This is a genomic window from Rhizobium sp. PAMB 3182 (assembly GCF_052908355.1).
Genome location: NZ_CM128607.1, coordinates 313,516 through 339,382, shown reverse-complemented (window position 1 = coordinate 339,382; position 25,867 = coordinate 313,516). Strand labels below are relative to the sequence as shown.

20 protein-coding genes and 2 tRNA genes are annotated in these 25,867 nt (G+C 62.2%); 17 read left to right on the top strand and 5 right to left on the bottom strand.

Annotated features, from left to right (window positions below):
* The first annotated feature begins 52 nt into the window (after positions 1–52).
* On the top strand, positions 53–946 hold the full coding sequence (bla, locus tag ACU5AZ_RS01775; RefSeq protein ID WP_446824358.1) for a class A beta-lactamase: 894 nt from the start codon (positions 53–55) through the stop codon (positions 944–946).
* A gap of 48 nt (positions 947–994) precedes the next feature.
* On the opposite strand, the gene ACU5AZ_RS01770 is transcribed toward bla, so the two are convergent.
* Positions 995–1,246 carry a hypothetical protein gene (locus ACU5AZ_RS01770; RefSeq protein WP_446824357.1) on the bottom strand — a complete coding sequence of 84 codons (252 nt, stop codon included), beginning with the start codon at positions 1,244–1,246 and terminating at the stop codon, positions 995–997.
* A gap of 184 nt (positions 1,247–1,430) precedes the next feature.
* Here ACU5AZ_RS01770 and ACU5AZ_RS01765 point away from each other — a divergent pair.
* Positions 1,431–1,505 (top strand) — tRNA-Asn (locus ACU5AZ_RS01765).
* A gap of 76 nt (positions 1,506–1,581) precedes the next feature.
* On the opposite strand, the gene ACU5AZ_RS01760 is transcribed toward ACU5AZ_RS01765, so the two are convergent.
* Together ACU5AZ_RS01760 and ACU5AZ_RS01755 are read right to left on the bottom strand one after the other, a co-directional pair.
* A complete protein-coding gene (locus tag ACU5AZ_RS01760) occupies positions 1,582–2,706 on the bottom strand; it encodes a hypothetical protein (protein ID WP_446824356.1) in 1,125 nt (374 codons plus the stop codon).
* A 250-nt stretch (positions 2,707–2,956) separates the two neighbouring features.
* Positions 2,957–3,030 (bottom strand) — tRNA-Cys (locus ACU5AZ_RS01755).
* A 235-nt stretch (positions 3,031–3,265) separates the two neighbouring features.
* Between ACU5AZ_RS01755 and ACU5AZ_RS01750 the strand changes: the two genes are divergently transcribed.
* From ACU5AZ_RS01750 to ACU5AZ_RS01725, 6 genes are all read left to right on the top strand, one after another.
* Entirely contained in the window at positions 3,266–3,916 is a 651-nt protein-coding gene (locus tag ACU5AZ_RS01750) for a protein-L-isoaspartate O-methyltransferase family protein (RefSeq protein ID WP_446826086.1), read from the top strand.
* A 353-nt stretch (positions 3,917–4,269) separates the two neighbouring features.
* Positions 4,270–5,652 (top strand): TolC family outer membrane protein, encoded by a 1,383-nt coding sequence (locus ACU5AZ_RS01745; protein ID WP_446826085.1) that lies wholly within the window; start codon positions 4,270–4,272, stop codon positions 5,650–5,652.
* Between the two features lie 213 nt (positions 5,653–5,865).
* Complete coding sequence (locus tag ACU5AZ_RS01740; protein WP_446824355.1) at positions 5,866–6,831, top strand: DUF2497 domain-containing protein; 966 nt, start codon at positions 5,866–5,868, stop codon at positions 6,829–6,831.
* Between the two features lie 120 nt (positions 6,832–6,951).
* Complete coding sequence (locus ACU5AZ_RS01735) at positions 6,952–9,879, top strand: valine--tRNA ligase (RefSeq protein WP_446824354.1); 2,928 nt, start codon at positions 6,952–6,954, stop codon at positions 9,877–9,879.
* Positions 9,880–10,242: 363 nt separating this feature from the next.
* Positions 10,243–11,439 (top strand): OmpP1/FadL family transporter, encoded by a 1,197-nt coding sequence (locus ACU5AZ_RS01730; RefSeq protein ID WP_446824353.1) that lies wholly within the window; start codon positions 10,243–10,245, stop codon positions 11,437–11,439.
* Positions 11,440–11,951: 512 nt separating this feature from the next.
* Positions 11,952–12,749, top strand: a complete 798-nt coding sequence (locus ACU5AZ_RS01725) for a tetratricopeptide repeat protein (RefSeq protein WP_446826084.1) — start codon at positions 11,952–11,954, stop codon at positions 12,747–12,749.
* A gap of 38 nt (positions 12,750–12,787) precedes the next feature.
* Here ACU5AZ_RS01725 and xth read toward each other — a convergent pair whose 3' ends face one another.
* Positions 12,788–13,573: an exodeoxyribonuclease III gene (gene xth / locus ACU5AZ_RS01720; RefSeq protein WP_446824352.1), complete on the bottom strand. Its 786-nt coding sequence runs from the start codon at positions 13,571–13,573 to the stop codon at positions 12,788–12,790.
* Positions 13,574–13,776: 203 nt separating this feature from the next.
* On the opposite strand from xth, the gene ACU5AZ_RS01715 reads away from it, so the two are divergent.
* Complete coding sequence (locus ACU5AZ_RS01715) at positions 13,777–15,132, top strand: nucleobase:cation symporter-2 family protein (RefSeq protein WP_446824351.1); 1,356 nt, start codon at positions 13,777–13,779, stop codon at positions 15,130–15,132.
* A 78-nt stretch (positions 15,133–15,210) separates the two neighbouring features.
* Here ACU5AZ_RS01715 and erpA read toward each other — a convergent pair whose 3' ends face one another.
* On the bottom strand, positions 15,211–15,543 hold the full coding sequence (gene erpA / locus ACU5AZ_RS01710; protein WP_446824350.1) for an iron-sulfur cluster insertion protein ErpA: 333 nt from the start codon (positions 15,541–15,543) through the stop codon (positions 15,211–15,213).
* Between the two features lie 161 nt (positions 15,544–15,704).
* Between erpA and ACU5AZ_RS01705 the strand changes: the two genes are divergently transcribed.
* The 8 genes from ACU5AZ_RS01705 (at position 15,705) to ACU5AZ_RS01670 (ending at position 25,844) form a co-directional block, all read left to right on the top strand.
* The gene (locus ACU5AZ_RS01705; protein ID WP_446824349.1) at positions 15,705–16,925 is read left to right on the top strand and encodes a deoxyguanosinetriphosphate triphosphohydrolase; all 1,221 of its coding nucleotides are present in this window, start codon (positions 15,705–15,707) and stop codon (positions 16,923–16,925) included.
* Between the two features lie 64 nt (positions 16,926–16,989).
* Complete coding sequence (gene argS, locus ACU5AZ_RS01700; protein ID WP_446824348.1) at positions 16,990–18,747, top strand: arginine--tRNA ligase; 1,758 nt, start codon at positions 16,990–16,992, stop codon at positions 18,745–18,747.
* 62 nt (positions 18,748–18,809) lie between these two features.
* Positions 18,810–21,731, top strand: coding sequence for an SPOR domain-containing protein (locus ACU5AZ_RS01695; RefSeq protein ID WP_446824347.1), 2,922 nt, complete (start codon positions 18,810–18,812; stop codon positions 21,729–21,731).
* 82 nt (positions 21,732–21,813) lie between these two features.
* Positions 21,814–22,827: a beta-N-acetylhexosaminidase gene (gene nagZ, locus ACU5AZ_RS01690; RefSeq protein WP_446824346.1), complete on the top strand. Its 1,014-nt coding sequence runs from the start codon at positions 21,814–21,816 to the stop codon at positions 22,825–22,827.
* Positions 22,828–22,885: 58 nt separating this feature from the next.
* Positions 22,886–23,689, top strand: a complete 804-nt coding sequence (locus ACU5AZ_RS01685; protein WP_446826083.1) for a segregation and condensation protein A — start codon at positions 22,886–22,888, stop codon at positions 23,687–23,689.
* 91 nt (positions 23,690–23,780) lie between these two features.
* Positions 23,781–24,443 carry an SMC-Scp complex subunit ScpB gene (gene scpB, locus ACU5AZ_RS01680; RefSeq protein WP_446826082.1) on the top strand — a complete coding sequence of 221 codons (663 nt, stop codon included), beginning with the start codon at positions 23,781–23,783 and terminating at the stop codon, positions 24,441–24,443.
* Between the two features lie 61 nt (positions 24,444–24,504).
* Positions 24,505–25,617 carry an ABC transporter ATP-binding protein gene (locus tag ACU5AZ_RS01675; protein ID WP_446824345.1) on the top strand — a complete coding sequence of 371 codons (1,113 nt, stop codon included), beginning with the start codon at positions 24,505–24,507 and terminating at the stop codon, positions 25,615–25,617.
* Positions 25,618–25,649: 32 nt separating this feature from the next.
* A complete protein-coding gene (locus ACU5AZ_RS01670; RefSeq protein WP_446824344.1) occupies positions 25,650–25,844 on the top strand; it encodes a twin-arginine translocase TatA/TatE family subunit in 195 nt (64 codons plus the stop codon).
* Positions 25,845–25,867: the final 23 nt, after the last annotated feature.

Genomic DNA, 25,867 nt, shown 5'->3' with positions numbered 1-25,867 from the left:
GGACCATGGACCGGACCGCAGCATCGTGCACTCAAAGACAGGACGAATTTTCATGACGACATCATTGTCCCGCCGTCAGGCCCTTGCCGCATCCCTGCTTGTCGCCCCGGCGCTCACCGCGCTTTCGAGCCCCGCTTCGGCCAGCAACCCGGGCGCCGAATCCCGCCTCGCCGAGCTGGAGAGCCGCCATGCCGGACGGATCTGCGTCAGGATCGTCAATCTTGGTACGGGCAAGACCGTGTCGCACCGAGCCGACGAACCGATATTGATGTGCAGCACCTTCAAGGCGATCCTTGCGGCGCAGGTGCTGAAGGCGGTGGATGAGAAGGCGGATGCGCTCGACAGCCGCATCCGCTTTACGAAGAAGGACGTTAGCACGGCCTGGTCGCCTGTGGCCGAGAAGCGTGTCGGCGGCGCCGGCATGACGATCGCGGAACTCTGCGAGGCGGCGGTGTGCTGGAGCGACAACACGGCCGCCAACCTGCTCTTGAAGCGGTTCGGCGGTCCGAAGGCGCTGACCGCATTCTTCCGTTCCATCGGCGACAGCGCCTCGCGCCTCGATCGTATGGAGCCGGGGCTCAATTATCATGAAGGTCCTGATGACCAGCGCGACACGACGACCGCGGCGGCGATGGCTGAAGACCTGCGCCGGCTTCTGTTCACCGACGTCCTGTCGTCATCCTCGCGCGCGCAGTTCGCTGCCTGGCTGATCGCCAACAAGACCGGCGATGCGCGCCTCAGGGCCGGTCTTCCGGCAAGATGGCTGGTCGGCGACAAGACCGGGACCAACGGCAAGAAATACGGCAACGCCAACGATATCGCCGTGGCATGGCCGACCGATCGGCCGCCGGTCATCGTGACCGCCTATTGCGAGATCCCGAAGATCGAATCGGAGGAGCGCGATGCCGTGATCGCCGAGATCGGCCGCATTGCTTCAGCGGTCTGATCAAGCCGCGCCGTCATGCCGAACCGGTGTCGGCGCAGCCCAAACGAGTCAGCGGGAATTGCCCTTACGCTTCTTGCGGCCCCACCAGACTTCCGAGCGCCGTCGCCAGCGCCTGACCGGTGGCAGGTCCTGCGACAGGACGAGCAGGCCGAGCGGAATCATCCAGAAGCCGAGGACCGGCAGGAAGCCGAGGCAGCCGCCGAGGATCAGCAGGCAGCCCAGCGTGATGCGTGGCCACCGCGAGCGGGGGAGGCGGACGCTGCGGCCCATCACGACGAATGCACCGTTTTTGTGATCCATGCTGAACATTGTATTGCAGTACCTGTTTGGTCATAAAAACGTGCGCCTGCGGGCGCTTCATCTGTCCACAGGACATGGCGACGGCGGCGAAATTAGGCAAGGGGTTCGAACTTTTTTGAAAAAACCGCTTGGCAAATCGGCAAAGCGTTTGTATTAGGCCACCCACACCGCCGCGAGGCGATGTTCCCTGGTAGCTCAGCGGTAGAGCATTCGACTGTTAATCGACAGGTCGCCGGTTCGAATCCGGCCCGGGGAGCCAGTTTCAAAAAGAACGCCGGCGCGGATATCCGCTGCCGGCGTTCTTCGTTTCGGGGCCTTGCTGGTGGGCCCGGCGGTTAACCGCCGAGCTTCTGTGCGAGAGTGGCGTCGAGCAGCGCCTTCTGTTCGTCCGTCAGCGGCCGGCCGTTGTTGGCCGTCATCAACGCATCGCCTGCCTGCGCTTCGGCGTCGGCGGCGGCCTGGTCGGCGTCCTGCGCCGTCTTCAGGTCGGTCCCGGCCTGTTCGAGGTCGGTGATGTCCCGCTCGGTCACGCCGGAGGCGGCGAGCGCCTGCTGGTAATCCGTATAGGCCGTGTTGGACTGCAGGCCGGTATAGGCCGTATTCAGCGTATCAAACTGTTCCGGCGTCAGGTTGGACGCGGTCAGAGCGTCCTGATAGGCCTGCTCGGCGGTTGGATCCACTGTCGGGTCGGAGGCCTTGGCGGCCTCGTAGGCGTCGCGCAGCGACTGGAAGCTTTCTTCCGTCAGGCTCGTACCGGCGAGCTCGGAATTGTAGGTGTCGAGCAGCGTCTTGGCGTCGGGATCGCCGAGATAGGCATTGTAGGCATCGACCGTCGTCTGGCCGACCTTGCCGAGCAGCGTGTCATAGGCTTCCTGCAACGCGGTCGCATCTGTCTGGTCCGCCAGGTCCTGCAGCGAGGCATAGGTGCCGTTCAACTCATAATAACTCTTCAGCTTGCCAAGACGGGAGTTCGGCGAGGCATGCGCGAATGCCGTTGCCGAAGCATGAGCGGCTGCGATGGCGCCGGTCAGTTTCAACTTGGCGGTCTTGACGCCCTTCTGTTTCGACTTGCCGTTCTCTGTGCCGGTCGAAACGAGCGTGGTGTTCGCCTTCTTGCCCTTCGCTTGCGATTTCTTGTCGCTCGAAAAGGCGGATGAGAACAGCGACTGGAACGTCGCATGCGATTTGCCGCCGGAGGAGGAGCCAGTCGACGAGCTCTTGCCGGAGGCGCTGGCCGACTTGCTGCCGGAATTGCCGGATTTACCGCTCGAGCCGCCGCTGTTGCCATTGCCGCCGGAGTTTCCTCCGCCGCCGTTGCCCGAATTGCCGGACGATTTTTCGCTTTTCGCCAGCGCACTCTTGATGACGGATGGCTGGCCGTCCAGGACGGACAATGGCAGCGCGGCGAAGAACAACGCCGCAACGGTGGAACAGAGCAACTTCTGGATAGGTTTCTGCATGGGTTTCCCTCTCTCCTTGCAATAACCCCTGAAAATTTAGGGGATTTGGAGAGATGAAGTCGCCGAACCCCTGAAGATTTGGTAAATCCGACCGCCGGTCGCGCCAAACGGTTAACGGACCGTTCGAGAGGAGACGGGATACTGGTCCGTTTCGGGACAAACGCGGGAGCCCAGATTAATCGGAAAAACATCCGCAATTGAGCCACGTCGCGCTGAAGTGAGCCAGGTTTTCAATCTATATTGGAGAAAGTGGAGGCCTCGCCCGGAATCGAACCGGGGTGCAAGGATTTGCAGTCCTCTGCGTAACCACTCCGCCACGAGGCCGTCCGTATCTCTCAAAGGTGCGAGAGCGGGTGGTGACGGGGCGTTTAGAACGGATCAAAGGAGAGCGCAAGAGGGTATGAACGGAAAATCTTCGAGCCGCTGGCGGAAACCCCGTGACACACCGCCGCCGGGCAAAAACGGAGGAAACCGTCGCAAACTCTTGCCAGCCGCTGCAGGCGGAACTAAGAGACAAGACAGGAAACCCGAACCGTTTATCACAGGCATATTAGATATGATGGACTTTGAAGCAGCCCGCGTCAAAATGGTCGACAACCAGATCAGGACCACCGACGTGACGTCGCATTCGGTGCTGAATGCCTTCCTGTCCGTGCCGCGCGAGGAATTCGTGCCGGCCGGATCGCGTGCGCTTGCCTATGTCGACACCGACATCGAAGTGGCGCCCGGACGATTCGTGATGGAGCCGTCGCCGCTCGCCAAGCTTTTGCAGCTGGCCGCGATCACCCGCAACGATGTCGTCCTCGAGATCGGTTGCGGCACCGGCTATACGGCCGGCCTGCTGTCGTTGCTGGCCAGTTCCGTCGTGTCGCTGGAAGTCGACGAGACGCTGGCGGCAACCGCGACGGAAACCCTGTCCCGTCTCGGCTATGACAATGTCGCCGTCGTCACTGGCCCGCTTGAAAAGGGTTACGCGCCGGAAGCCCCCTATGATCTCATCTTCGTCGGCGGTGCCGTCGATCAGGTGCCGGCCGACATTCTCGGTCAGCTGCGCGAAGGCGGCCGGCTGGTCGCCGTGATTGGCCACGGCAATGCCTCGCGCGCCAAGCTGTTTGTGAAGGAAGGCGGCGCGGTCGCCGAAAATTCCCACTTCAATACCGCAGTCAAGCCGCTGCCCGGCTTCGCCAAGGTGGCCGAGTTCGTATTCTGAGTTCCTTGCCGCGAGCCGGCAGCTCCGTGATGGTTTCGATGCAAGAGGCGGGTGTCATACCCGCCTCTTTTTTTAATCAAAGTCGTTCGAAACTGTTGCGCCGCAGCAACGGCCATCCACGGTCGCATGTTAACACTCTGATAAGGTGTTGATCATTTGACTAAAAGCAACCATGTTCGGCCCAGCCGTGCCGGCATGACTCGCCGACCCGGAGCCATTTGGTGTTTGTTATCGACGTGGCGTTGTTGAAATTTGCATGCATTTCTGCAGTGTAGGATCCGGGGCAGGCCGAGGCTGGACGGTACTCCGTCATCGAGTGTAGCGGCTGATTGTTTTTATTGAGGAGTGGGTTGATCGTGTCATTTTACCGGAAGGCGGCTTTGGCCGCGGCTGTTGCGCCATTGTTGATCCTTCAGCCCCTACAGGCGAGCGCCGAGACCATCTACGGCGCCATGGCGAAGGCCTACCAGAACAACCCCGATCTCAACGCCGCGCGCGCCGGGCTGCGTGCCACGGACGAGGGTGTGACGATCGCCAAGGCCGGCTATCGGCCGAAGGTCTCCGCCAACGCTTCGGCGGGCCTTGTCGACGTGTACGGCATGAACGGCAACGCGTCCGAGTTCAGCTATCATCAGACGGATGCGGGGTTCACGATCACGCAGACCATTTTCGACGGCTTCCAGACGCTCAACAATGTCCGCTCGGCCGAGGCCGGCGTCATTGCCAGCCGTGAAAGCCTGAAGGCCAATGAAATCTCCATACTCCTGTCGGCAGCCCAGGCCTATGCGGACATTGCCCGCGACATGCAGATCGTCTCTATCCGCAAGCAGAACCTGAGCTTCCTGCGCGAGCAGCTGAACTCGGCCAATGCGCGGCTGCAGGTCGGTGAGGGAACCCGCACGGACGTCAGCCAGGCCGAGGCGCAGCTCGCCTCCGCCGAAGCCTTGCTTGCCAGCGCGAATGCGCAGCTGGCCATCAGCCAGGCCACCTATGTGCAGATCGTCGGCGACACCCCGACCGGCATCAAGCAGCCGTCGCCCGCCCGCAAGGCGATGCCCGCCAGCGTCGATCAGGCGGTCGCGATCGGCGTGGTCGAACATCCTTCGGTGAAGGCGGCGTTCGCCCAGGTCGACCAGGCCGACTACAATACCAAGGCGGCGGAAGGCACTCTGCTTCCGGGCGTCACGTTGCAGGGTGGCGTCACCCGCCATCTGACGACCAATCCGTCCGTCAACGACATCAACAACACATCGGCCAGCATCACCGCCCAGGTCAACATTCCGATCTATCAGGGTGGCGCCGAATACGGCCGCATCCGCCAGGCCAAGGAACTCGCCGGCCAGCGGCGCATCATGGTGGACTCGGTGCGTGCCAGCGTCCGCCAGCAGATCGTCTCCGCCTATGCGCAGCTGCGCGCCGCGACGGCCTCCATCTCTGCCAACGGAAAGTCCGTCAACGCCGCGCAGCTGGCATTGAAGGGGGTCATCGAGGAGCGCAATGTCGGCCAGAAGACGACACTCGACGTCCTCAATTCGCAGCAGACGGTGTTGTCCGCCAAGGAAAACCTCGTGATTGCCCAGCATGACGCCGTGGTGGCAAGTTATTCCGTTATCGCCGCGACGGGCCGCCTGACGGTGGCAAGCCAGGGCCTGCAGGTTGCCGAATACCGTTCGGAAGACCACTACGAAGCCGTCAAGGACAAGTGGATCGGCCTCAGGACGGTTGACACCAAGTAGTGTTTCCGTTGCGTTGTGCAGTCTGTCAGCGAGGCCGGGGGATGACATCAACCTCCGGCCTCCGACGTTTACCATGCCGGCGAACAAAGCTGTGCATCAGTCCCGATAATTGATTCGCAGTGATTTTTTTCCCCTGATGAGTATCCTAAGGTGACCATGATTCGGACTTTGTTTCGCTGGTCCGATCGTTTTTTCGGGAAAACGGGGATGAGTATGGCCCAGCCAAATGTAGCGCGTGAACCGTCCATGGAAGAAATCCTGGCATCAATCCGCAAGATCATCGAGAACAATGATCCGGAGAGCGACGGCCAGCAGAATACGTCCATGCAGGCACCTTCGCTGCACAATGCCCCTTCGCACCTGTCGGATGACGGCGGTGATCCCTTTGCGGCCTTTTCGATAGAGCCGGAAACGCCTCCGGCACCCCGTCCGCACGCCGACATCATGCCGGCGCCGGTCGCGGTCGAACGGTCCCCGTCGAGCTACACGCCGTCGATGTCCGCCGCCAACCAGGGCGCGCCGGCCCGCATGGCACCACAGCCCGTCCGTGAGGCTCGGGAAGCCGCACCGCAGCAGGCGGATCCGTCCAGGAACCTGTCCCTGGCCGATGTCGCTGCACGCGTACGCGCAGCATCCGAACGCAATGCGGAAATGATGCGCTCGCGCGCACCGGAGCCGGCAGCGCCGGAACCCGTTGCAATGCGCGAACCGACTTCATCGGCCGACAAGGCGTCGGAAAGCCCGGCCGTCCGGCCGTCACCCGTCTCCGTATCTTCCGAGCCGAAGACGCCGCCGGCAGCTCCGACTTTGGCTGCCGTCGAGACGCCACCGGCTGCTCCGGCCCCTGTCGTCGCGAGCGAAACGGTCGAGGCAAAGCCCGCGCCCGTCCTTGTTGCTCCGGTCGAAGCGAAGGCGGCTCCAGCGATGCCCGCCGTGGCGCAGGCACCGGCGCCGAACCGGGGAGGGCTGATTTCGGCCGTGGCCGGCCAGCAGGTCGCCCGCTCGTTCGAGGATCTCGCCCAGGCGGTCGACGGTGCGCAGAAGCGTTCCCTCGACGAGATTGCCGAAGAGATGCTGCGCCCGATGCTGCAGGACTGGCTGGACAACAACCTGCCGAGCCTCGTCGAGCGTCTCGTGCGTGAGGAGATCGAAAGGGTGGCGCGAGGCCCGCGTCGCTGATCGGCGGTCCTTCGTCACACCCCAGGAAGCCGCCGCATTTCCGGCGGCTTTTTTGTTGACTTCATTCAGGCCATCCGGTTTACAACCTCGAACCCTAGAATTTCCGGAAGCGATCAGAAAATGCTTGAAAAAACCTACGATTCCGCAGCCGTCGAACCGAAAATCGCCAAGGCATGGGAAGAGGCGGACGCCTTCAAGGCCGGCGCCAACGCCAGGCCGGGCGCCGAAAGCTTCTGCATCGTCATCCCGCCACCGAACGTGACGGGTTCGCTGCACATGGGCCACGCGCTCAACAACACGCTGCAGGACATCATGATCCGCTTCGAGCGCATGCGCGGCAAGGACGTGCTGTGGCAGCCGGGCATGGACCATGCCGGCATCGCGACGCAGATGGTCGTCGAGCGCCAGCTGATGGAACGCCAGCTGCCGGGCCGCCGCGCCATGGGCCGCGACGCCTTCATCGACAAGGTCTGGGAATGGAAGGACCAGTCGGGCGGTCTCATCTTCAACCAGCTGAAGCGCCTGGGCGCATCCTGCGACTGGTCGCGCGAGCGCTTCACCATGGACGAGGGGCTGTCGAAGGCCGTGCTCGAAGTCTTCGTCTCGCTCTACAAGGAAGGCCTGATCTACCGCGGCAAGCGGCTGGTCAACTGGGATCCGAATTTCGAGACCGCGATTTCCGACCTCGAGGTCGAGAACCGCGAAACTGACGGCCATATGTGGCATTTCAAGTATCCGCTGGCCGGTGGCGAGACCTACACCTATGTCGAGAAGGATGCCGACGGTAACGTCATCCTCCAGGAAGAGCGCGACTACATCTCGATCGCCACGACCCGTCCGGAAACGATGCTCGGCGACGGCGCGGTGGCGGTTCATCCCTCCGACGAGCGCTATGCGCCGATCGTCGGCAAGCTCTGCGAAATTCCGGTCGGCCCGAAGGAGCATCGCCGCCTGATCCCGATCATCACCGACGAGTATCCGGACAAGGATTTCGGTTCCGGCGCGGTCAAGATCACCGGCGCGCACGACTTCAACGACTATCAGGTCGCCCGCCGCAACCATATCCCGCTCTATCGTCTGATGGACGAGAAGGCATCCATGCGCGAAGACGGCGAGCCATACGCGGTCTGCGCGGCGCAGGCGATGGAGATCGCCCGGTCCGGCAAGCTGCCGGGCGAGTCGGACGTCGACGCCATCAACCTGGTTCCGGACGAATATCGCGGCCTCGACCGTTACGAGGCGCGTAAGCGCATCGTCGCCCAGATCAATGCCGAAGGCCTCGCCGTCACCGTCAAGGATGACGAAGGCAACGACATTCCCTATGTCGAGAACAAGAAGATCATGCAGCCCTTCGGCGACCGCTCCGGCGTCGTCATCGAGCCGATGCTGACCGACCAGTGGTTCGCTGACGCGAAGACTCTGGCGAAGCCTGCGATCGAGTCCGTTCGCGAAGGCCGGACGAACTTCGTTCCGAAGAACTGGGAAAAGACCTACTTCGAATGGATGGAAAACATCGAGCCCTGGTGCATTTCGCGCCAGCTCTGGTGGGGACACCAGATCCCCGCCTGGTACGGCCCGGACGGACAGGTCTTCGTCGAGAAGACCGAGGAAGAGGCACTCGACGCCGCCATCCAGCACTACATCGCCCATGAAGGCCCGTGGAAGGCCTGGGTCGAGGACAAGCTCGAGAACTTCGCGCCGGGAGACATCCTCACCCGCGACGAGGACGTGCTCGACACCTGGTTCTCCTCGGCGCTCTGGCCATTCTCGACGCTCGGCTGGCCGGACGAGACGCCGGAACTGGCAAAATACTACCAGACCGACGTGCTGGTGACCGGCTTCGACATCATCTTCTTCTGGGTCGCCCGCATGATGATGATGGGCCTGCACTTCATGAAGGACGAGCACGGCAATCCGGTCGAGCCGTTCCACACCGTTTACGTCCACGCCCTGGTGCGCGACAAGAACGGTCAGAAGATGTCGAAGTCGAAGGGCAACGTCATCGATCCGCTCGAACTGATCGACGAGTACGGTGCCGACGCGCTGCGTTTCACGCTGGCCATCATGGCGGCGCAGGGCCGCGACGTGAAGCTCGACACGGCGCGTGTCGCCGGCTACCGCAACTTCGGCACCAAGCTCTGGAACGCGACGCGCTTTGCCGAGATGAACGGCGTCAAGCGTGATCCCGACTTCATTCCGGAAGACGCCACGCAGACGATCAACCGCTGGATCCTGACCGAACTCGGCCGGACGGCGAAGGAAGTGACCGAAAGCATCGAGGCCTATCGCTTCAACGATGCGGCGGCGAGCCTTTACCGTTTCGTCTGGAACCAGTTCTGCGACTGGTATCTGGAACTGTTGAAGCCGGTCTTCAACGGCGAGGACGAGGCCGCCAAGAAGGAAGCGCAGGTCTGCGCGGCCTATGTCTTGGACGAGACCTACAAGCTGCTGCACCCCTTCATGCCGTTCATCACGGAAGAACTGTGGGCGCATACGGCGGGCGAGGGCAGTGCACGCGACAGCCTGCTCTGCCACGCTGACTGGCTGACGCCGTTCTATTTCGATGACCATGCGGCCGACGAGATCAACTGGCTGATCGACCTCGTGTCCGGCATCCGCTCGGTACGTTCGGAAATGAACGTCGCGCCGGCGGCAACCGCGCCGCTGGTGATCGTCGGGGCGAATGCCGTGACGCGCGAGCGCGTTGGCCGCCATACGCCGGCCATCCAGCGCCTGGCACGCGTGGAGACGGTGACGTTCGCCGATGCGGCGCCCAAGGGGGCTGCACAGATCGTTGTCGGCGAGGCGACTGCCTGCCTGCCGCTCGGGAACCTGATCGATCTCGGCGCCGAACGCGCCCGGCTGGAAAAGGCGATCGGCAAGGCGGAACAGGACAAGGCGCGCATCGCCGCCAAGCTCGGCAACGAGAAGTTCGTCGCCAATGCCAAGCCCGAGGTGGTGGAAGCCGAGCGCGAGCGCTTCGACGAGCTCGAAACGCAGCTCAAGGGCCTGCAGATTGCGCTCAGCCGGGTCAACGAATCGGCCTGATAAGACAGACGCTCCCACAAACCAGAATACCCGGCCTCGTGGCCGGGTGTTTTCGTATGTGTGCGAATGGCTTAAACCGGAATCGGGCAGGAAGATGGCCAATTACGTGCACGTAAGGAAAGGAAATCTGATTGTTGTCAAATCGACACAAACTCCTTCCTTTGTGAAAAAAAATTCCAAACCGCAGACTCCTTGGCGGTTGAGCGTGGAATGAATTTCCACCGTCGAATTCATTAACCAATTTGGATCAGAATCTTACGTAAGGTTTTGATCGCGATACGAATTTTCCACACGAGAGTTCAGGCTTGTCTCCTCGTGCGATCATGGCAATGATCCGCTCAGTAATGCGGGAGAGAGGCAATTATGACTACAAATTCCATGATCAAGGGCGTTCTGGCTGCACTTCTGGCGACGAGCGCCTTCACGGCGGCTCATGCTGGCGGGCTTGAGGAGGCCGGCTACAATATTGACGACCTTTTTGACACTTCTGTGGTGACGTTCGATAGTCACGTCACCTATGTGCATCCGGACCGGAAGTTCAAAAATGTCAAGGATACGGACGCCTCTAACGGAACCTCCACGGGTACGACAACCGCCGACGGCGCTGAGGATTACACAAACTACTATGCCGGCTTGAAGTTCGGGATGGGCAAGAACGTTGACTGCTTGCTCGACTACTCTGAGCCGTGGGGTGTGAACTCTGCACCGGGCACCGATTGGGCCGGGGCGAATGACATTACCGAGATTAAGATTTACAGCCACAACTACGCAGGAACATGCTCTGTTAAATTTGACGTGGGCCCGGGCCAACTGCGACTTATCGGTGGTGGGTTCTACCAGGAAGTGGGTGGATTCAAGGAGGCGATGGTTTATGCAGCCGATCCCACCAGTATCGGACGTCTCGATCTGAAGGGTGACGGTTGGGGCTGGCGTGCAGGCGTAGCGTATGAAATCCCAGAGTACGCGATGCGTGCGAGTTTGGTTTACAATAGCTCTGTCGATCTCGGAACGATTTCCGGTACCCTCGACATGTCCAGCGTGAACAGTGCCTACACGTCGTTGGGCGGTAGCGTCTGGGACGTGCATGGAACAGCGAAGATGCCGGATACCCTGGAGTTGAAAGTTCAAAGCGGCATCGCGCCTGACTGGTTGGCGTTTGGTTCCGTTAAATGGACTGATTGGAGCCAACTCCAGAGCATTCCATTCTATCTCAATGCCAACGGCGCGGAGGCGACCTCACTCGATCTTCTCTACCGCGACGGCTGGACCATCACGGGCGGCATCGGTCACAAGTTCAACGATCAGTGGAGCGGCGCGGTCAGCCTTACCTGGGATCGCGGCACGACCACCGGCCTCACCTCGCAGACGGACTCCTGGTACGTGAGCGTTGGGACGGCGTGGACCCCGACCGAAAACGTCGAGTTGCGGCTCGGCGGTGCGGTTGGTCTCCTGACCAGCGGCAGCGTTGGCGAGGTTGACGGCTACGGCACGGACGCCTCCTACGACTTCGGCAACGATCTCGTGCTGGCCCTTTCGACATCCCTAAAGGTCAAGTTCTGATCTTGCTTTCCACTTTTCAGAAAAACCCGGCCTCGCGGCCGGGTTTTTTCGTCCCGCAAGACCGTGTTGCAACGCAACCGCAATGTGACGAAATCGCAACACTTTTTTATGACAGTTGTTCTATGATGCGTGGCGAGGGGGAATGTCTATTTCCCGCCACAAACGAAGAGCAAATGTGACGTCAGACACAGCGCGGTAAGAAAGCGCAGCGTAAAAAATGGGTGGTGGAAATTGAAAACCCGATACCGGAAGGCTTGTTTGCAGCCGGTTACGGTTTGTGCTTCGCAGAAAACTGCGGGGCGGGCGGAGGCAAAAGAACTTTGCTCCGCAGGGACTCTGTCGCGATGGGTGGTGGCCGGTCGCCGAGATGGTTTCGCAAAAAAGACCAGCATTTTTCGCCGCACGGCCGAGTGTCGTCCCATCCGCCTGACTGGCGAGGGACACGGGCATGAACATTCGCGCTTGAAGATTGCTCCCCAGTCCGGAGCAGCAAAAGAAACGGCTTGTTGTTGATGGTAACGCTTGAGTTGAAATCCCTGAAGGTCTTGCTGGTCTCCCTGCCGCTGGCGCTGTGCGCCGCCGGGGGCAGTGCGTTCGCCTTCGACATTCCCGAGGCCGACAGTGCCTCGAAACCGTTCGACGTGTTCAAGCTCGGCTTCAAGGCCTATCAGAGCGGACACAAGGACGAGGCCGTCGAGGCCTATCGCTATGCCGCCGAGAAGGGCCACACCGGCTCCCGCTGGGCGCTGGCCAGCATGTATGCCTATGGCGACGGCGTCACCGAAGACGACTACGAGGCCTTCAAGATCTATTCGGAAATCGCCTCCGAGGATGTGGAGCCCGGCTCCGAGGATACCGGTTTCTTCGTCTCGGCGCTGATGTCGCTGGCCAACTACTATCACAACGGCATTCCCAACAGCCCGGTGACCGTCAACCTGCCGATGGCACGCCAGCTCTATCAGGCGGCGGCGACCTTCGGCGTGGCGGAGGCGCAGTTCCAGCTCGCCCGCATGATTCTCGCCGGCGAAGGTGGCAAGGTAAACGTCAAGCTCGCCAAGAAGTGGCTGAACCAGGCCCGCAAGAAGGGCCATCCGGGTGCCATGGCGGTGTTCGGCAACCTGATCTTCGAGGAAGGCCAGAGCGTTCTCGGCCTCGCCTACATGACGGCAGCCCTGGATCTGAGCGCACCGCAGGATCACGGCTGGGTTCAGGAAATGCAGGAGCAGGCCTTCTCGGTCGTCAGCGAGGACGATCGCCGCAATGCGGTGGCTCTGGCGCAGAAGTTCGAAAAGACCGGCGCGACTCAGTAACGGTCAACGATCGGGTGCCTGAAGCGCCCGGCGATCCTTCAGAAATCGAATCGGCCGATCACCGGCACATGGTCGGACGGCTTTTCCCAGGCCCTAACCTGGCTGTCGACCTCGACCGCCTGCAGGCGGTCCGTCGCTTCCGCCGACAGCAGAAGATGGTCGATGCGGATGCCGTTGTTCTTCTGCCAGGCGCCTGCCTGGTAATCCCAGAACGTATAGGCCGGAACGCCGTCCGTCGTGGCGCGGAGCGCGTCCGTCAGCCCGAGGTGCTCAAGCCGGCGAAACGCTTGGCGCGTCTGCGGCAGGAAGAGGGCGTCTGATTCCCAGGCCTTCACGTCGTAGCAGTCGTGCGGTTCGGGAATGACATTGTAGTCGCCGGCGAGAATCAGCGGTTCCTCGAGCGCGAGGCGATCCTCGGCGAAGGCTTTCAGCCGTTCCATCCAGGCGAGCTTGTAGGGATACTTGACCGGATCGTCAGCCGGATTGCCGTTCGGCAGGTAGATCGAGCAGACGCGGAACGCGCCGCCGGCATGGGAGAACACGGCCTCCATGAAACGAGCCTGCTCGTCGCTGTCGTCGCCCGGCAGGCCGCGATTGACCTCGTCGGGCTTCATCTTCGACAGGATGGCGACACCGTTGAAACCCTTCTGGCCGTGGGTCTCGACGTGATAGCCGAGCGCCTCGATCTCCATCCGCGGAAACCCTTCGTCGACCGACTTGATTTCCTGCAGGCAGACGATGTCGGGCGAGGCATCCTTCAGCCAAGTGAGCAGATTGTCGATCCGCGCCTTGATGCCGTTGATGTTCCAGGTGGCGATCTTCATCGGCGTCCTCTCGGTCTCGTTTGTAAACCGGTTACCTGCCTTCGCCCTCCCAGTAAAGCCCCGACCGCAGTCGCGCTGTGTTGAGCGGACGCGACAGGCGCGCTTTCCTCCATGGCATATTCCTTGCGTCTTATGAAACGGGCGCCGTCATTTAAGGACGGTTGTCGGGTTCGAGAGGCAATTCAGCCTTGGAAGGGGCAATCATGACTGAAAAACAGGCAACTGCAGATGGAGAAATTATCTACGCGCTCGCCGACGTGCCGGCGCCGGGACCCGCATTCCTGGCGGCGTTTCAGCACATTCTCGCCAGCATCGTCGGAATAGCGACGCCGTCGCTGGTGATTGGCGGTGTTCTCGGCCTAGGCGAGCATATTCCCTATCTGATCTCGATGTCGCTGTTCGTCTCGGGCGTGGCGACCTTCATTCAATGCAGGCGCATCGGTCCGGTCGGTTCCGGCCTGCTCAGCCTGCAGGGGACGAGCTTCGCATTTCTCGGTGCGATCCTTGCGGCCGGTTTCGGGGTCAAGGCGCAAGGTGGGACGCCTGAGGACATCCTCGCCATGATCTTCGGCTTGTGCCTCGTCGGCTGCCTTGTCGAAGTCGTGCTCAGCCAGTTCATCGACAAGCTTGGCCGCATCATCACGCCGACGGTGACCGGCATCGTCATCGCGGTGATCGGTCTCAGCCTCGTCAAGGTCGGCTTCACGGATTTTGCCGGCGGGGTAGGGGCGGCCGACTTCGGCAGTCCGGTCAACATCTTGCTCGGCCTCTTCGTCGTCGCTGTCATTCTGACGCTGACGTTCCAGCAGAACCCGATGATCCGCATCTCGGCGATCATGCTCGGTCTCATCGCCGGCTTCATCGTCGCCGCCTTGATCGGCAAGGTGAACTTTTCGAGCTTCGGCAGCCAGCCGATCTTTGCTCTGCCGGTGCCGCTGAAATACGGCTTCGACTTCGATCTCGTCCTGTTCCTGCCGATTGCCTTCGTCTACCTCATCACGGCCATCGAGACGACCGGCGACCTGACGGCGAACTCCGTCATTTCCGGCGAGCCGGTCGAAGGCAAGGTGTATATGGAGCGGATCAAGGGCGGTGTCCTTGCCGACGGCATAAACTCCGGACTGGCGGCACTCTTCAACACCTTCCCGAACACCACCTTCAGCCAGAACAACGGCGTCATCCAGATGACCGGGGTGGCAAGTCGTCATGTCGGCCTCTACATCGCGGGAATACTCGTCGTCCTCGGCTTCTTCCCGGTGATCGGCGGCATTTTTCAGCTGATTCCCAAGCCGGTGCTCGGTGGGGCGACACTGGTTCTCTTCGGCTCGATCGCGGTCGCGGGCATCCGCATCCTTGCCACCCAGGAGATCGACCGGCGCAAGATATACATCATGGCCGTCTCCTTCGGGCTGGGCCTGGGGGTGACGCTGGTGCCGGATGCGATCAAAGGTCTGCCGTCGATCGTCCAGCAGGTCTTTGCGACCCCGATCACGCTGGCGGGTCTCTCCGCAATCGTCCTCTCGCTTGTCATTCCGGAGAAGGCAGGCGCCAGCGAATAGACAAGACGTCAGCCGAATATGCGAAAGGCCGCGGACAGGAGCCGCGGCCTTTTCCGATTGCCGGTCTGAACGTTGTACTCAGATCGCGAAGCTGGTGCCGCAGCCGCAGCTGGCGACCGCGTTCGGATTGGCGATCTGGAACGACTGGCCGAGCAGGTTGTCGATGAAGTCGATCTCGGATCCAGCCATGTAGATGAGCGACATGCTGTCGATCAGTACCTTGGCGTCGTTTTTCTCGATCACCAGATCGTCGTCCGTCTGGTCGTTCACCAGATCGAACTTGTAGGAAAAGCCGGAACAGCCGCCGCCCTCGACGGAGACGCGCAGTGCCGTCTTGCCGGGATCGGAGCCGAGAATGGTCGCGATGCGTTTCGCGGCGGAATCGGAAAGGGTTACCTGTGGTTCGCTCATGCTGTCCTCCTGCCGGGGTCAAGGTCCGGAGAGTGAAAGTCTTCATGTCAGGCCCGCGTCAGATAGCCGTCATAGACCGCTGACTGTTGCAAGCCCTGCAGGGCTATAGGTATGAAGACAGGCAGGCGGCGTCAATGGCTGAAGAGGCGGCAGGAGCAGGAATGACATTCGACAGGCATGCATTGGGATTTGGAGCGGGCGAGCGGGCGATCTATGCCGCCGATCCGTGGACGACGCGCGGCCGGCTCTACAACGAGAATGCCAGTCCGACGCGCTCCGACTTCCAGCGCGACCGTGACCGTATCGTTCACACCACCGCATTCCGGCGCCTGAAGCACAAGACTCAGGTCTTCATCGCCAATGACGGCGATCACTACCGCACCCGGCTGACGCATACGATCGAGGTGGCGCAGATCGCCCGCGCGCTGGCCCGCGCGCTGCGTCTGGACGAGGATCTCGCCGAAGGCGTCGCACTGGTGCATGACTTCGGCCACACACCATTCGGCCATACCGGCGAGGACGCGCTGCACGAGGAACTGGCGCCCTATGGCGGCTTCGACCACAATGCCCAGTCGCTGAGAATCGTCACCAAGCTGGAGCGCCGCTACGCCGAGTTCGACGGTCTGAACCTGACTTGGGAGACGCTGGAGGGGCTTGTCAAGCACAACGGCCCGCTGATGGCCGCAGACGGAACCGGCCTGAACGGCCATCCTGTGCCGAAGCCGATCCTCGATTACTGCGAATTGCACGATCTGGAGCTTTCGACCTTCGCCAGCCTGGAGGCTCAAGTTGCGGCGATTTCGGACGATATCGCCTACAACACCCACGACATCGATGATGGCCTGCGGTCGGGCTACCTGACCTTCGACATGCTGGAGGAAATCCCGTTCCTGGCAGGTTTGATGAAAGAGGTCCGCGACCGCTATCCGTCGCTGGAGGCCAGCCGCTTCACCCACGAGATCATGCGCCGGCAGATCACCCGCATGATCGAGGACGTGATCGGCGTCGCCCAGGCTAGAATTGCCGATGTGAAGCCGGAGAGGGCGCAGGACATTCGGCTTGCTCCCCGGGTGACGGCGACGTTCTCCGAAGCGATGGCGAAGACCGATCGCGAGATCAAGGGCATGCTGTTCAAGCGCATCTACCGCCATCCGGATATCATGCGCATCCGGGCCGGTGCTGCCCAGATCGTCAAGGACCTGTTCCGCGCCTATATGAGCGATCCCGGCCTGATGGAGAAGCACTACTGGGTGGACCAGCTGCCGAACCTCAACGAGGGCGCCAAGGCCCGCCATGTCGGCGATTATCTGGCCGGCATGACCGATACTTTCGCCATCAAGACCCATCAGCGCCTGTTTGACCATACTCCGGAATTGCGATAGGCAGCGGGCAATATGCCGGGAACGGGGCGTTCGCCGGCTTCTTTTCATGCGTGGACCACAACAGATGAACCTTTTCAGCGACTTCGACAAAAGAATTAAAAAAGCTTTGGAAGAAATTGACATTGTTTCTGAAAAGCGAAGCGAAGTGGATCTTTCCCGCATTACGGTCGAGCCGCCGCGCGATTCGGCCCACGGCGATGTCGCCACCAATGCCGCCATGGTTCTGGCAAAGCCGCTCGGCACCAATCCGCGCGCATTTGCCGACATCCTGATCGCCAAGCTGAAGGAAGATCCGGACGTCACCGAGATTTCGGTCGCCGGTCCGGGCTTCATCAACATTCGCCTGTCGACGGGCTACTGGCAGCGCCTGCTCGCCTCCATGATCGCGCTCGGCGAGGATTACGGTCGCTCGACCATGGGCGAGGGCCGCAAGGTCAACGTCGAATACGTCTCGGCCAATCCGACCGGGCCCATGCATGTCGGCCATTGCCGCGGCGCCGTCGTCGGCGATGCACTGGCCAACCTGCTCGCCTATGCCGGTTACGCTGTCGAGAAGGAATATTACATCAACGACGCCGGTTCGCAGATCGACGTCCTGGCGCGCTCGGTCTACCTGCGCTACCGCGAGGCCCTCGGCGAAACCATCGGCGAAATTCCGGCCGGGCTCTATCCGGGCGACTATCTCGTTCCGGTCGGAAAGGCGCTGGCCGCCGACTACGGCACCAGGCTTCTGGAAATGCCGGAGGACGACTGGATGCCGATCGTCAAGGATCGCGCCATCGACGCGATGATGGTGATGATCCGCGAGGATCTGGAGGCGCTGAACGTCAAGCACGAGGTGTTCTTCTCGGAGCGCACGCTGCATGCCAATGGCGCAGCCCCGATCCGTACCGCGATCAATGACCTGACCTTCAAGGGCCATGTCTACAAGGGCGTACTGCCGCCGCCGAAGGGCCAGGTTCCGGAAGACTGGGAAGACCGCGAGCAGACGCTGTTCCGCTCGACGGAAGTCGGCGACGACATCGACCGGCCGCTGATCAAGTCGGATGGCAGCTATACCTACTTCGCCGCCGACGTCGCCTATTTCAAGGACAAGTTCGACCGCGGCTTCGGCGAGATGATCTATGTGCTCGGCGCCGACCATGGCGGCTACGTCAAGCGCCTGGAGGCGCTGGCGAAGGCGGTGTCCGGCGGCACTGTGAAGCTGACCGTGCTGCTGTGCCAGCTCGTCAAGCTCTACCGCAACGGCGAGCCGGTAAAGATGTCCAAGCGGTCGGGCGATTTCGTGACGCTCCGCGAGGTCGTCGACGAGGTCGGCCGCGATTCTGTTCGCTTCATGATGCTGTACCGCAAGAGCTCGGAACCGCTGGACTTCGACTTCGCGAAGGTAACGGAACAGTCGAAGGACAACCCGGTCTTCTACGTGCAGTATGCGCACGCCCGCTGCATGTCGATCTTCCGCCAGGCGAAGGAGGCGTTCCCGGACGTCGACATCGAATCACTTGATCTTGGCAAGGGGGTTTCGCTGATCCAGGATCCGAGCGAAGTCTCGCTGCTCGCCAAACTTGCGGAGTTTCCGCGCCTGATCGAGACGGCAGCCGGCATTCAGGAGCCTCACAGGGTCGCTTTTTACCTCTACGACCTGGCTAGTTCCTTCCATGCGCATTGGAATAAAGGTAAAGATGCACCTGAATTACGGTTTGTTAACGATAAAAACCGAGAATTGAGCATTGCCAGACTAGGGCTGGTGTATGCCGTTGCATCGGTCCTGCGGTCGGGTCTTGCCATCACTGGTACGGCGGCACCCGAGGAAATGCGATAACGGCCAACATTTGCCCACAAAGTCTTGGCAGTTATGCGCGTAAATACATGACTGGATGAGTAATGGTGGACAATAACTACTCGGGTCAGGGGAACAAGAGGGCGGCTGTATTTGCCGAAGATGATCCGTTGGCCGAGCTGGCCCGGATTGTCGGTTTCGACCCTCAGCCTGTGCGGCCTGTGTCCCAACCCGTTCCCGAGGAAAAGGCTGCCGAAGACGTTCCGGCGGCCGTCGAGCCTGTTGAGGCGCCCTACCACGACGTCGAGCCGGTCATCGATCTCGAAGCGGAGTTGATGCGCGAGCTGTCGATCGACGATGCGTTCGAAGACTCCGACGACGAGCAGGCACACCCTCAACTGGAAGACGAATATCCGCTGGCGCCGGAGCCTCTTGCGGCCGAATCCGATTCGGCGCCGCAGGCGATCGCTCCACATCCTGCCGAGCTTCCGCATGCGGTTTACGAGGCTGAGCCGACAAGCGCCGAATGGCCGTCGGAAGAGGCGTCCGCGGAAGAGGTCGATGCGTATGAAGACGAGGACCTTGCTCCCGTCGCCGCATACGAATCCTACGCGGATGAGCCCGCCGCTGTCGAGCCGATGGAAGACGCGAGCGCAGAACATGAGGTCTATGCGGAGGATACAGCCGAGGCCGTGTCATCCCAGGCCGACGCGCTGGATGCCTTCGACGAAAGCGAACTGACGCGCGAACTCTATCTGTCGATTGGCGCCTTTGCCGACGAACTCAATGCCGATGAAACGGACGAGCCGTCCGACGAGGTGGAGGCCGACGATGGCGCGCATATGCACCAGCAGCCGGAGATGCCTTACGACCAGCCGGCGATCCGTCTGCCTGTGTCGAATTTCCGCGACGGCGTGCCGGCCGAACCGGTAATCGTCGAGGAGCCGATCGAGGAAGAGGCGGTGTCGCAGCCGCCGTCCATGGGTTTCGAGGCCGAGCACGATCGGCACGATGGTCTGCCGGAAGAGGATCCCGGCCATTGGAACCATGGCAAGGATGACCTGCTCGACGATATTTCCCGTTACCCGATTCCGTTCGGCACCAATGCCGCAGCCTCCGACGTTTCGATCAGCGCGTCGATGACGCATGATTTCGGACGTGCGCTCGAGGACGAAATCGCCATGCCGGCGATCGCCGAAGAGGTCGACGACGCTGCGATCGAGGCGCCGAGCATCGAGGCCGAGCAGAGAATGTCGACCCCTGCGGCGATGGCGACCGCTGCAGCGGCCGCTGCCATCCCGAAATTCGTGTCATCCGCCTTCCTGCGGGCACGGCAGGAGCCGGAAGCGCCACAGGTGAGCGAACGTGCACAGGTTTCCGAGCCGGTGCGCCAGGAGCCCGTCATGACGGCTGCGGCATCAGAGCCGCATTATGCGACGGAAGACGACGTGCCGCCTATGGACGTCACGCCCGAGGAAACGGCCTTCGATCCGGCCATGATCACGGAGACCGAAGAACAGCCCGAAGTGATCGCGCCGCTCGATGTGCCCGCACTGCCGGAAGTTCCGGAAGAGGAGCCGCGGCCGGCCGTCAGCGCCTACGAGGTGGACGTCGACGCCGAGATGGCGGCGATGATCGCGGATTACCCGAAGCCGACGACCACGCCAGCACCGGCGTCGAAAGCGACGGAGTCGGCCCAGACGGCCGACATGTTCGACACCGAGTTCGAATTCGAGGATTTCGAGACGGCGCTGAACGATGACATTCATCGCGAGCTGCAGTCGGCCGCCATGGCCGGTATCGATAACGACCGCCAGTACGAGGAGGAAAGGCTCGAACACCAGCCCTCCGTCGCCGCGATTTCGGCCAACCGGCCGAAGCGCAGCATGCTGGTTGTCGCCTCGCTGGTGCTGCTCGCCGGTGCCGGTGCCGTTGGCGCCTACACATGGATGGCGGGCGGAGTCAGCCTGCCGGAACTGTCGAGCGAGCCGGAAATCATCAAGGCCGACAAGGAGGCCTATCGCACCGAGCCGGCCAACAAGGGCGGCAAAACGGTGTTGAACCAGGACCAGGCCGTCTATGACCAGGTCTCCGGCAAGTCCGAGAACCAACCCTCGCAGGGAACGCTGATCTCGAGCGACGAAGCGCCGGTCGACGTGGTGCAGCGGACGCTGCAGCCGAGCACGATCCCCATGGAAGGGGAATCGGATGACACGGCGGATTCTGGCGCGAACGATCAGCGTCTGACGCCGTCTGGCGAAAGCCAGCCGGCTGACGGCACGAAGGCCGCTGCCGAGAATGCCAGTGTCGCGCCGCGCAAGGTCAGAACACTGATCGTTCGTCCGGACGGCACGCTGGAGACCCGCGAGGAAGAGCCCGCCGCAGCGTTGACAGTGACCCAGAAGAGTGACGGTGCCCAGCCGTCGGTCATGGCACCGGCCGAAGCCGCCGGCACGACCATGCATGCCGACGGAACCCAGCCGCCGGTCGCCAGCGAGGCATCGCCGGAAGCGCTTCAGCAGGTGGCCAACAGCAACGCCGCAGCCGACGCGAATTCGCCGGACATGGCGCCGGATACGCCGGAAGAGGCCGGTCCGGCGCTCGCCAATGCTCCGGTGCCGGTGCCGCGCCCCGGTGACCAGCCGGTTCGGGTGGTCAACAACCAGAACACCGCGCCGGCCGCAAGGCCGGTCGAGACGGCCGCAGCGGAACCCGTGACGCCGGCCGCTCAGGCCCCGGCGGCAGCGGCAACTCCCGCCGCAGGACAGACGACGATCCCGGCTGGAACCTATTCCATCCAGATCGCTTCGCTGCCGTCTGAAGCGGAAGCCCAGAAGTCCTACAAAAACCTTGCGACGAAGTTCGCCTCTGTCATCGGTGGACGCGGCATGCAGATCGTCAAGGCGGATATTGCGGGCAAGGGCACCTATTATCGTGTCCGGATTTCCGGAGGGACCAAGGACGAGGCCGTCGCCTTGTGCGAACGCTATCGGGCTGCCGGTGGAAGCTGCCTCGTCGCCCGATAATCGACGGTCGACTGATTCTTTAAGCTGTGAATGAGCCCGTGGCGCCCTCGCCACGGGCTCTTCGGCTTTTTATGATCCGGTCATGACCGACTCAAAAGCAATGATCCTCGGCTGCAGCGGCCTCAAGCTGACGGAAGACGAAAAGGCCTTCTATCGCGATGAGCGCCCATGGGGCTTCATCCTGTTCGGCCGCAACATCTCCGAACCGCAACAGATTTCCGACCTGACCGCCGAAATGCGCGAATGCGTCGGCCGCGATGCTCCCGTGCTGATCGACCAGGAGGGTGGCCGCGTCCAGCGCATCAAGCCGCCGATCCTGCAGGCCTATCCGTCGGCCGCGGCCATCGGTGCGCTCTACGACGAAGACCGCGAGAAGGGCTTGCGCGCCGCCTGGCTGATGTCGCGCCTGCATGCCTTCGACCTGACGCGGTTCGGCATCGACGTCGACTGCCTGCCGGTGCTCGACGTTCCGGTTGAGGGCGCCAGCAATGTCATCGGCAACCGCGCCTATGGCACGGATCCGCAGAAGGTCGCCGCACTCGGTAAGGCCGCGGCGGAAGGGCTGAAGGCCGGCGGTGTCCTGCCGGTGATGAAGCATATTCCCGGCCACGGTCGCGGCATGGCCGACAGCCACCACGACCTGCCGGTGGTCGAGACCTCGCTTTCCGAGCTTCAGGCCCATGACTTCATTCCGTTTGCGGCGATGAAGGACGAGTTGATGGCGATGACCTGCCATATCGTCTTCAAGGCGATCGACCCGGATAATCCGGCCACGACGTCACGCAAGGTCATCGACGGCATCATCCGCGAAAAGCTCGGTTTCGACGGCCTGCTGATGTCCGACGATTCCTCGATGAACGCGCTGAAAGGCACGCTCGGCGAGCGGGCAGCCAATATTGCGGCCGGGGGCTGTGATATTGTCTTGCATTGCAACGGTGTCATGGATGAGATGATGGCAGTGGCGCGCGAGGTGCCGGCGCTGGCCGGTCGTGCGCTGGAACGGGCGAAGAAGGTCGAAGCGGCGATCGGCAGGGCAAGCGACGGCGACGAGGCGGCACTGAGGGCGGAATTCAACGCCATGCTGCCAACGGTCTGACCGGGAGAGGCGATTGAACAAGGAAAACATCATCGGCAACAAGGCGGCGGCGATCCCGATGGACAAGCTTTGGCAGGATGCCAAGGCCGACCGGGCGACCGACGACCCGACTTTGCTGATCGATGTGGCGGGCTTCGAAGGCCCGCTCGACCTGCTGCTGCATCTCGCCCGCACGCAGAAGGTCGATCTCGCCCGCATCTCCGTTCTGGCTCTGGCCGAACAGTATCTCGAGTTCATCGAGCAGGCGCGGCGCATCCGCATCGAGCTGGCGGCCGACTATCTGGTCATGGCCGCCTGGCTTGCCTATCTGAAATCGCGCCTCCTGATCCCGCAGCAGCCGAAGGATGGAGGTCCCTCGGGCGAGGAAATGGCCGCGACGCTGGCCTTCCGCCTCAAGCGGCTGGAAGCCATGCGCGAGGCGGCAACCCGCCTGATCAACCGCGACCGCCTTGGCCGCGACGTCTTTCAGCGCGGCGCCCCGGAACACATCGCCGAAAGCCGTAAATCGGCCTTCGATGCGAGCCTCTACGACCTCCTGACGGCCTATGCGTCGCTGCGCCAGCGTCAGGCGATCACGCAGGTGACGATTGCCCGCCGGCGCGTCTGGTCGCTGGTCGACGCGCGCCAGATCCTCACGCGGATGATCGGCGAAATCGCCGACTGGACCGGGCTGGAGCAATATCTGATCCGCTACATGGTCGCGCCGGAAGACCGGGTGACGGCGATCGCCAGCGCCTTTGCGGCCTCGCTGGAGCTTGTGCGCGAGGGCAAGATGGAGATACGCCAGGAAGGCGCGTTCGAGCCGATCTACATGCGGCGGGGCCAGAGGTACGGGCCTGCGGCGGGCGAACCGGCGGAATAGAAACCCGAGGCGGGGGCATCAGGGGTTGGCGGCAGACGAAGACGATATCGAGGATGACGACGGCGGTGAGGCGGAAGCCCTTGCGCGCCCGATGCATGCGGTAGTTCTGGTCGAGGCCGAGCGCATCGCCGAGGCGCTGGTCTTTGCGTCTGCCGGGCCTGTGTCGGAGAGTTTCATCGCCGAGCGCTTGCCGCGCGGCGTCGCGGTCGCGCCGATCATGGAAAGCCTGCAGCGCGCCTATGCCGGACGCGGCGTCAATCTTCTGAAGATCGAGAACAATTGGGCATTCCGGACCGCATCCGATCTCTCCTTCGTCATCCGCAGCGATGAAAACGAGGTGCGCAAGCTCTCGCGCGCGGCATTGGAAGTGTTGGCGATCATCGCCTATCACCAGCCGGTGACCCGTGCCGAGATCGAGGAAATCCGCGGCGTCCAGACGTCGAAGGGCACGCTGGACGTCCTTATGGAGGCGGGCTGGGTGCGTTTCCGCGGTCGCCGGCGCACGCCGGGCCGGCCGGTGACGCTCGGCACGACGCGCGACTTCCTCGACCATTTCGGCCTCGAGGAATTGCGGGACCTGCCGGGTCTCGAAGAATTGAAGGGGGCGGGGTTGCTTTCCGGCCGCATTCCGCCGAACTTCGCGGTGCCGTTGCCGGGTGGCGAAGACGATCTGGCGGAGGACGAGGATCCGATCACCCAGATGGATCTGGAGGAGCTTGGCCTCTTGACACCGGGCGGCCAAGCGGATGATTAGAGTCAGGTTTTGATGGAGTTTCCGGCTGCTTTCTATGTCTGCAGACCGACAGAGTGAACGCATGGCATTTGAAACAGCGGCGGTGGCACAGGAAGGCGCCAGGCGGACGGCGGGGGTGACCTTCGCCGCGCGGCTGGCCTTTGAAGGCATCCGTCACAGCTATCACGGCAAGGAAACGCTCAAAGACGTCTCGCTGACGGCGGAGCCGGGCGAGGTGCTTTGCCTGCTTGGACCGTCCGGCTCGGGCAAGACGACGCTTTTGCGGATTGCGGCGGGCATCGAGGCGCAGAGCCACGGGCGCATCGTCATCAACGACCGCGAAGTCGCAGGCCCCGATGTCTTCCTGCCGCCGGAGCGGCGCGGCATTGGCCTGATGTTTCAGGATTTTGCGCTGTTCCCGCACATGACGATCCTCGACAATGTGAAGTTCGGCCTGACCGCCATGCAGAGCAAGGCGGCGACCGCCGAGGCGATGGCCTCTCTCGATCGCGTCGGGCTTTCCCACTACAGCGACAAATACCCGCATGTGCTGTCCGGCGGCGAACAGCAGCGCGTGGCGCTGGCCAGGGCGCTGGCGCCAAGGCCGGGTGTTCTCTTGATGGACGAGCCGTTTTCCGGCCTGGATTCGCGGCTCAAGGACACGATCCGCGCCGACACGCTGGCGATCCTGCGCGAGACGCGGGCGACCGCCATCGTCGTCACCCATGACGCGGAGGAAGCCATGCGCATGGGCGACCGGATCGCGCTTCTGAAGGATGGACGGCTGGTGCAGTCGGGCACGTCGGACGATCTCTATCGCCGCCCGCGCAACCTGTTTGCCGCCGCTTTCTTCTCTGAAATCAACGAGTTTCCCGGCGCCGTGCGCGATGGCCGGGTGATGACGCCGGTGGGCGAGGCGAGGGCGCCGGAACTTGCCGATGGCACGCCCGTCACGGTCGCGGTGCGGCTCTCCGGCATCGGCGTCCAGGCGGAGGGCGGCGCCATTCCCGCCCGCATCCTGTCCAGGCGGTTTCTGGGGGTCGTCGAGCTGCTCAGCCTTGCCGTTCCGGGAAGCGAACGGACGGTCAGGGCACGTATTCGCGCAGACCAGTTGCCGTCCGGCATTAAGGATGTGACACTGACAGTCAATGAACAGGACATTTTGGTGTTTGAAAATCAAAGCCAAACGTCTTAAATCGAATTCAAGATCCAATCGAGGAGAGTATTATGGGTTCTTTTAGTATGTGGCACTGGCTGATCGTTCTGGCGATCGTTCTGCTGCTGTTCGGCCGCGGCAAGATTCCGGAACTGATGGGCGACGTCGCCAAGGGCATCAAGAACTTCAAGAAGGGCATGTCCGACGAAGATACGCCCGATGCTCCTTCCAAGACCGTCGATCACAAGGCCGACGAGGTCAAGTAAGTCTGAAGGGCGCATCCGGGCGG

Excerpts from the sequence above, each read along its gene's own strand:
- ACU5AZ_RS01730 (WP_446824353.1), top strand. The coding sequence starts at position 10,243 with ATGACTACAAATTCCATGATCAAGGGCGTTCTGGCTGCACTTCTGGCG.
- ACU5AZ_RS01725 (WP_446826084.1), top strand. The coding sequence starts at position 11,952 with ATGGTAACGCTTGAGTTGAAATCCCTGAAGGTCTTGCTGGTCTCCCTG.
- ACU5AZ_RS01695 (WP_446824347.1), top strand. The coding sequence starts at position 18,810 with ATGGTGGACAATAACTACTCGGGTCAGGGGAACAAGAGGGCGGCTGTA.
- ACU5AZ_RS01760 (WP_446824356.1), bottom strand. The coding sequence starts at position 2,706 with ATGCAGAAACCTATCCAGAAGTTGCTCTGTTCCACCGTTGCGGCGTTG.
- ACU5AZ_RS01770 (WP_446824357.1), bottom strand. The coding sequence starts at position 1,246 with ATGGATCACAAAAACGGTGCATTCGTCGTGATGGGCCGCAGCGTCCGC.
- ACU5AZ_RS01735 (WP_446824354.1), top strand. The coding sequence starts at position 6,952 with ATGCTTGAAAAAACCTACGATTCCGCAGCCGTCGAACCGAAAATCGCC.
- ACU5AZ_RS01705 (WP_446824349.1), top strand. The coding sequence starts at position 15,705 with ATGACATTCGACAGGCATGCATTGGGATTTGGAGCGGGCGAGCGGGCG.
- ACU5AZ_RS01670 (WP_446824344.1), top strand. The coding sequence starts at position 25,650 with ATGGGTTCTTTTAGTATGTGGCACTGGCTGATCGTTCTGGCGATCGTT.
- argS (WP_446824348.1), top strand. The coding sequence starts at position 16,990 with ATGAACCTTTTCAGCGACTTCGACAAAAGAATTAAAAAAGCTTTGGAA.
- ACU5AZ_RS01740 (WP_446824355.1), top strand. The coding sequence starts at position 5,866 with ATGGCCCAGCCAAATGTAGCGCGTGAACCGTCCATGGAAGAAATCCTG.
- bla (WP_446824358.1), top strand. The coding sequence starts at position 53 with ATGACGACATCATTGTCCCGCCGTCAGGCCCTTGCCGCATCCCTGCTT.
- ACU5AZ_RS01675 (WP_446824345.1), top strand. The coding sequence starts at position 24,505 with ATGGCATTTGAAACAGCGGCGGTGGCACAGGAAGGCGCCAGGCGGACG.
- ACU5AZ_RS01750 (WP_446826086.1), top strand. The coding sequence starts at position 3,266 with ATGGACTTTGAAGCAGCCCGCGTCAAAATGGTCGACAACCAGATCAGG.
- nagZ (WP_446824346.1), top strand. The coding sequence starts at position 21,814 with ATGACCGACTCAAAAGCAATGATCCTCGGCTGCAGCGGCCTCAAGCTG.
- ACU5AZ_RS01685 (WP_446826083.1), top strand. The coding sequence starts at position 22,886 with ATGGACAAGCTTTGGCAGGATGCCAAGGCCGACCGGGCGACCGACGAC.
- scpB (WP_446826082.1), top strand. The coding sequence starts at position 23,781 with ATGCATGCGGTAGTTCTGGTCGAGGCCGAGCGCATCGCCGAGGCGCTG.
- xth (WP_446824352.1), bottom strand. The coding sequence starts at position 13,573 with ATGAAGATCGCCACCTGGAACATCAACGGCATCAAGGCGCGGATCGAC.
- erpA (WP_446824350.1), bottom strand. The coding sequence starts at position 15,543 with ATGAGCGAACCACAGGTAACCCTTTCCGATTCCGCCGCGAAACGCATC.
- ACU5AZ_RS01715 (WP_446824351.1), top strand. The coding sequence starts at position 13,777 with ATGACTGAAAAACAGGCAACTGCAGATGGAGAAATTATCTACGCGCTC.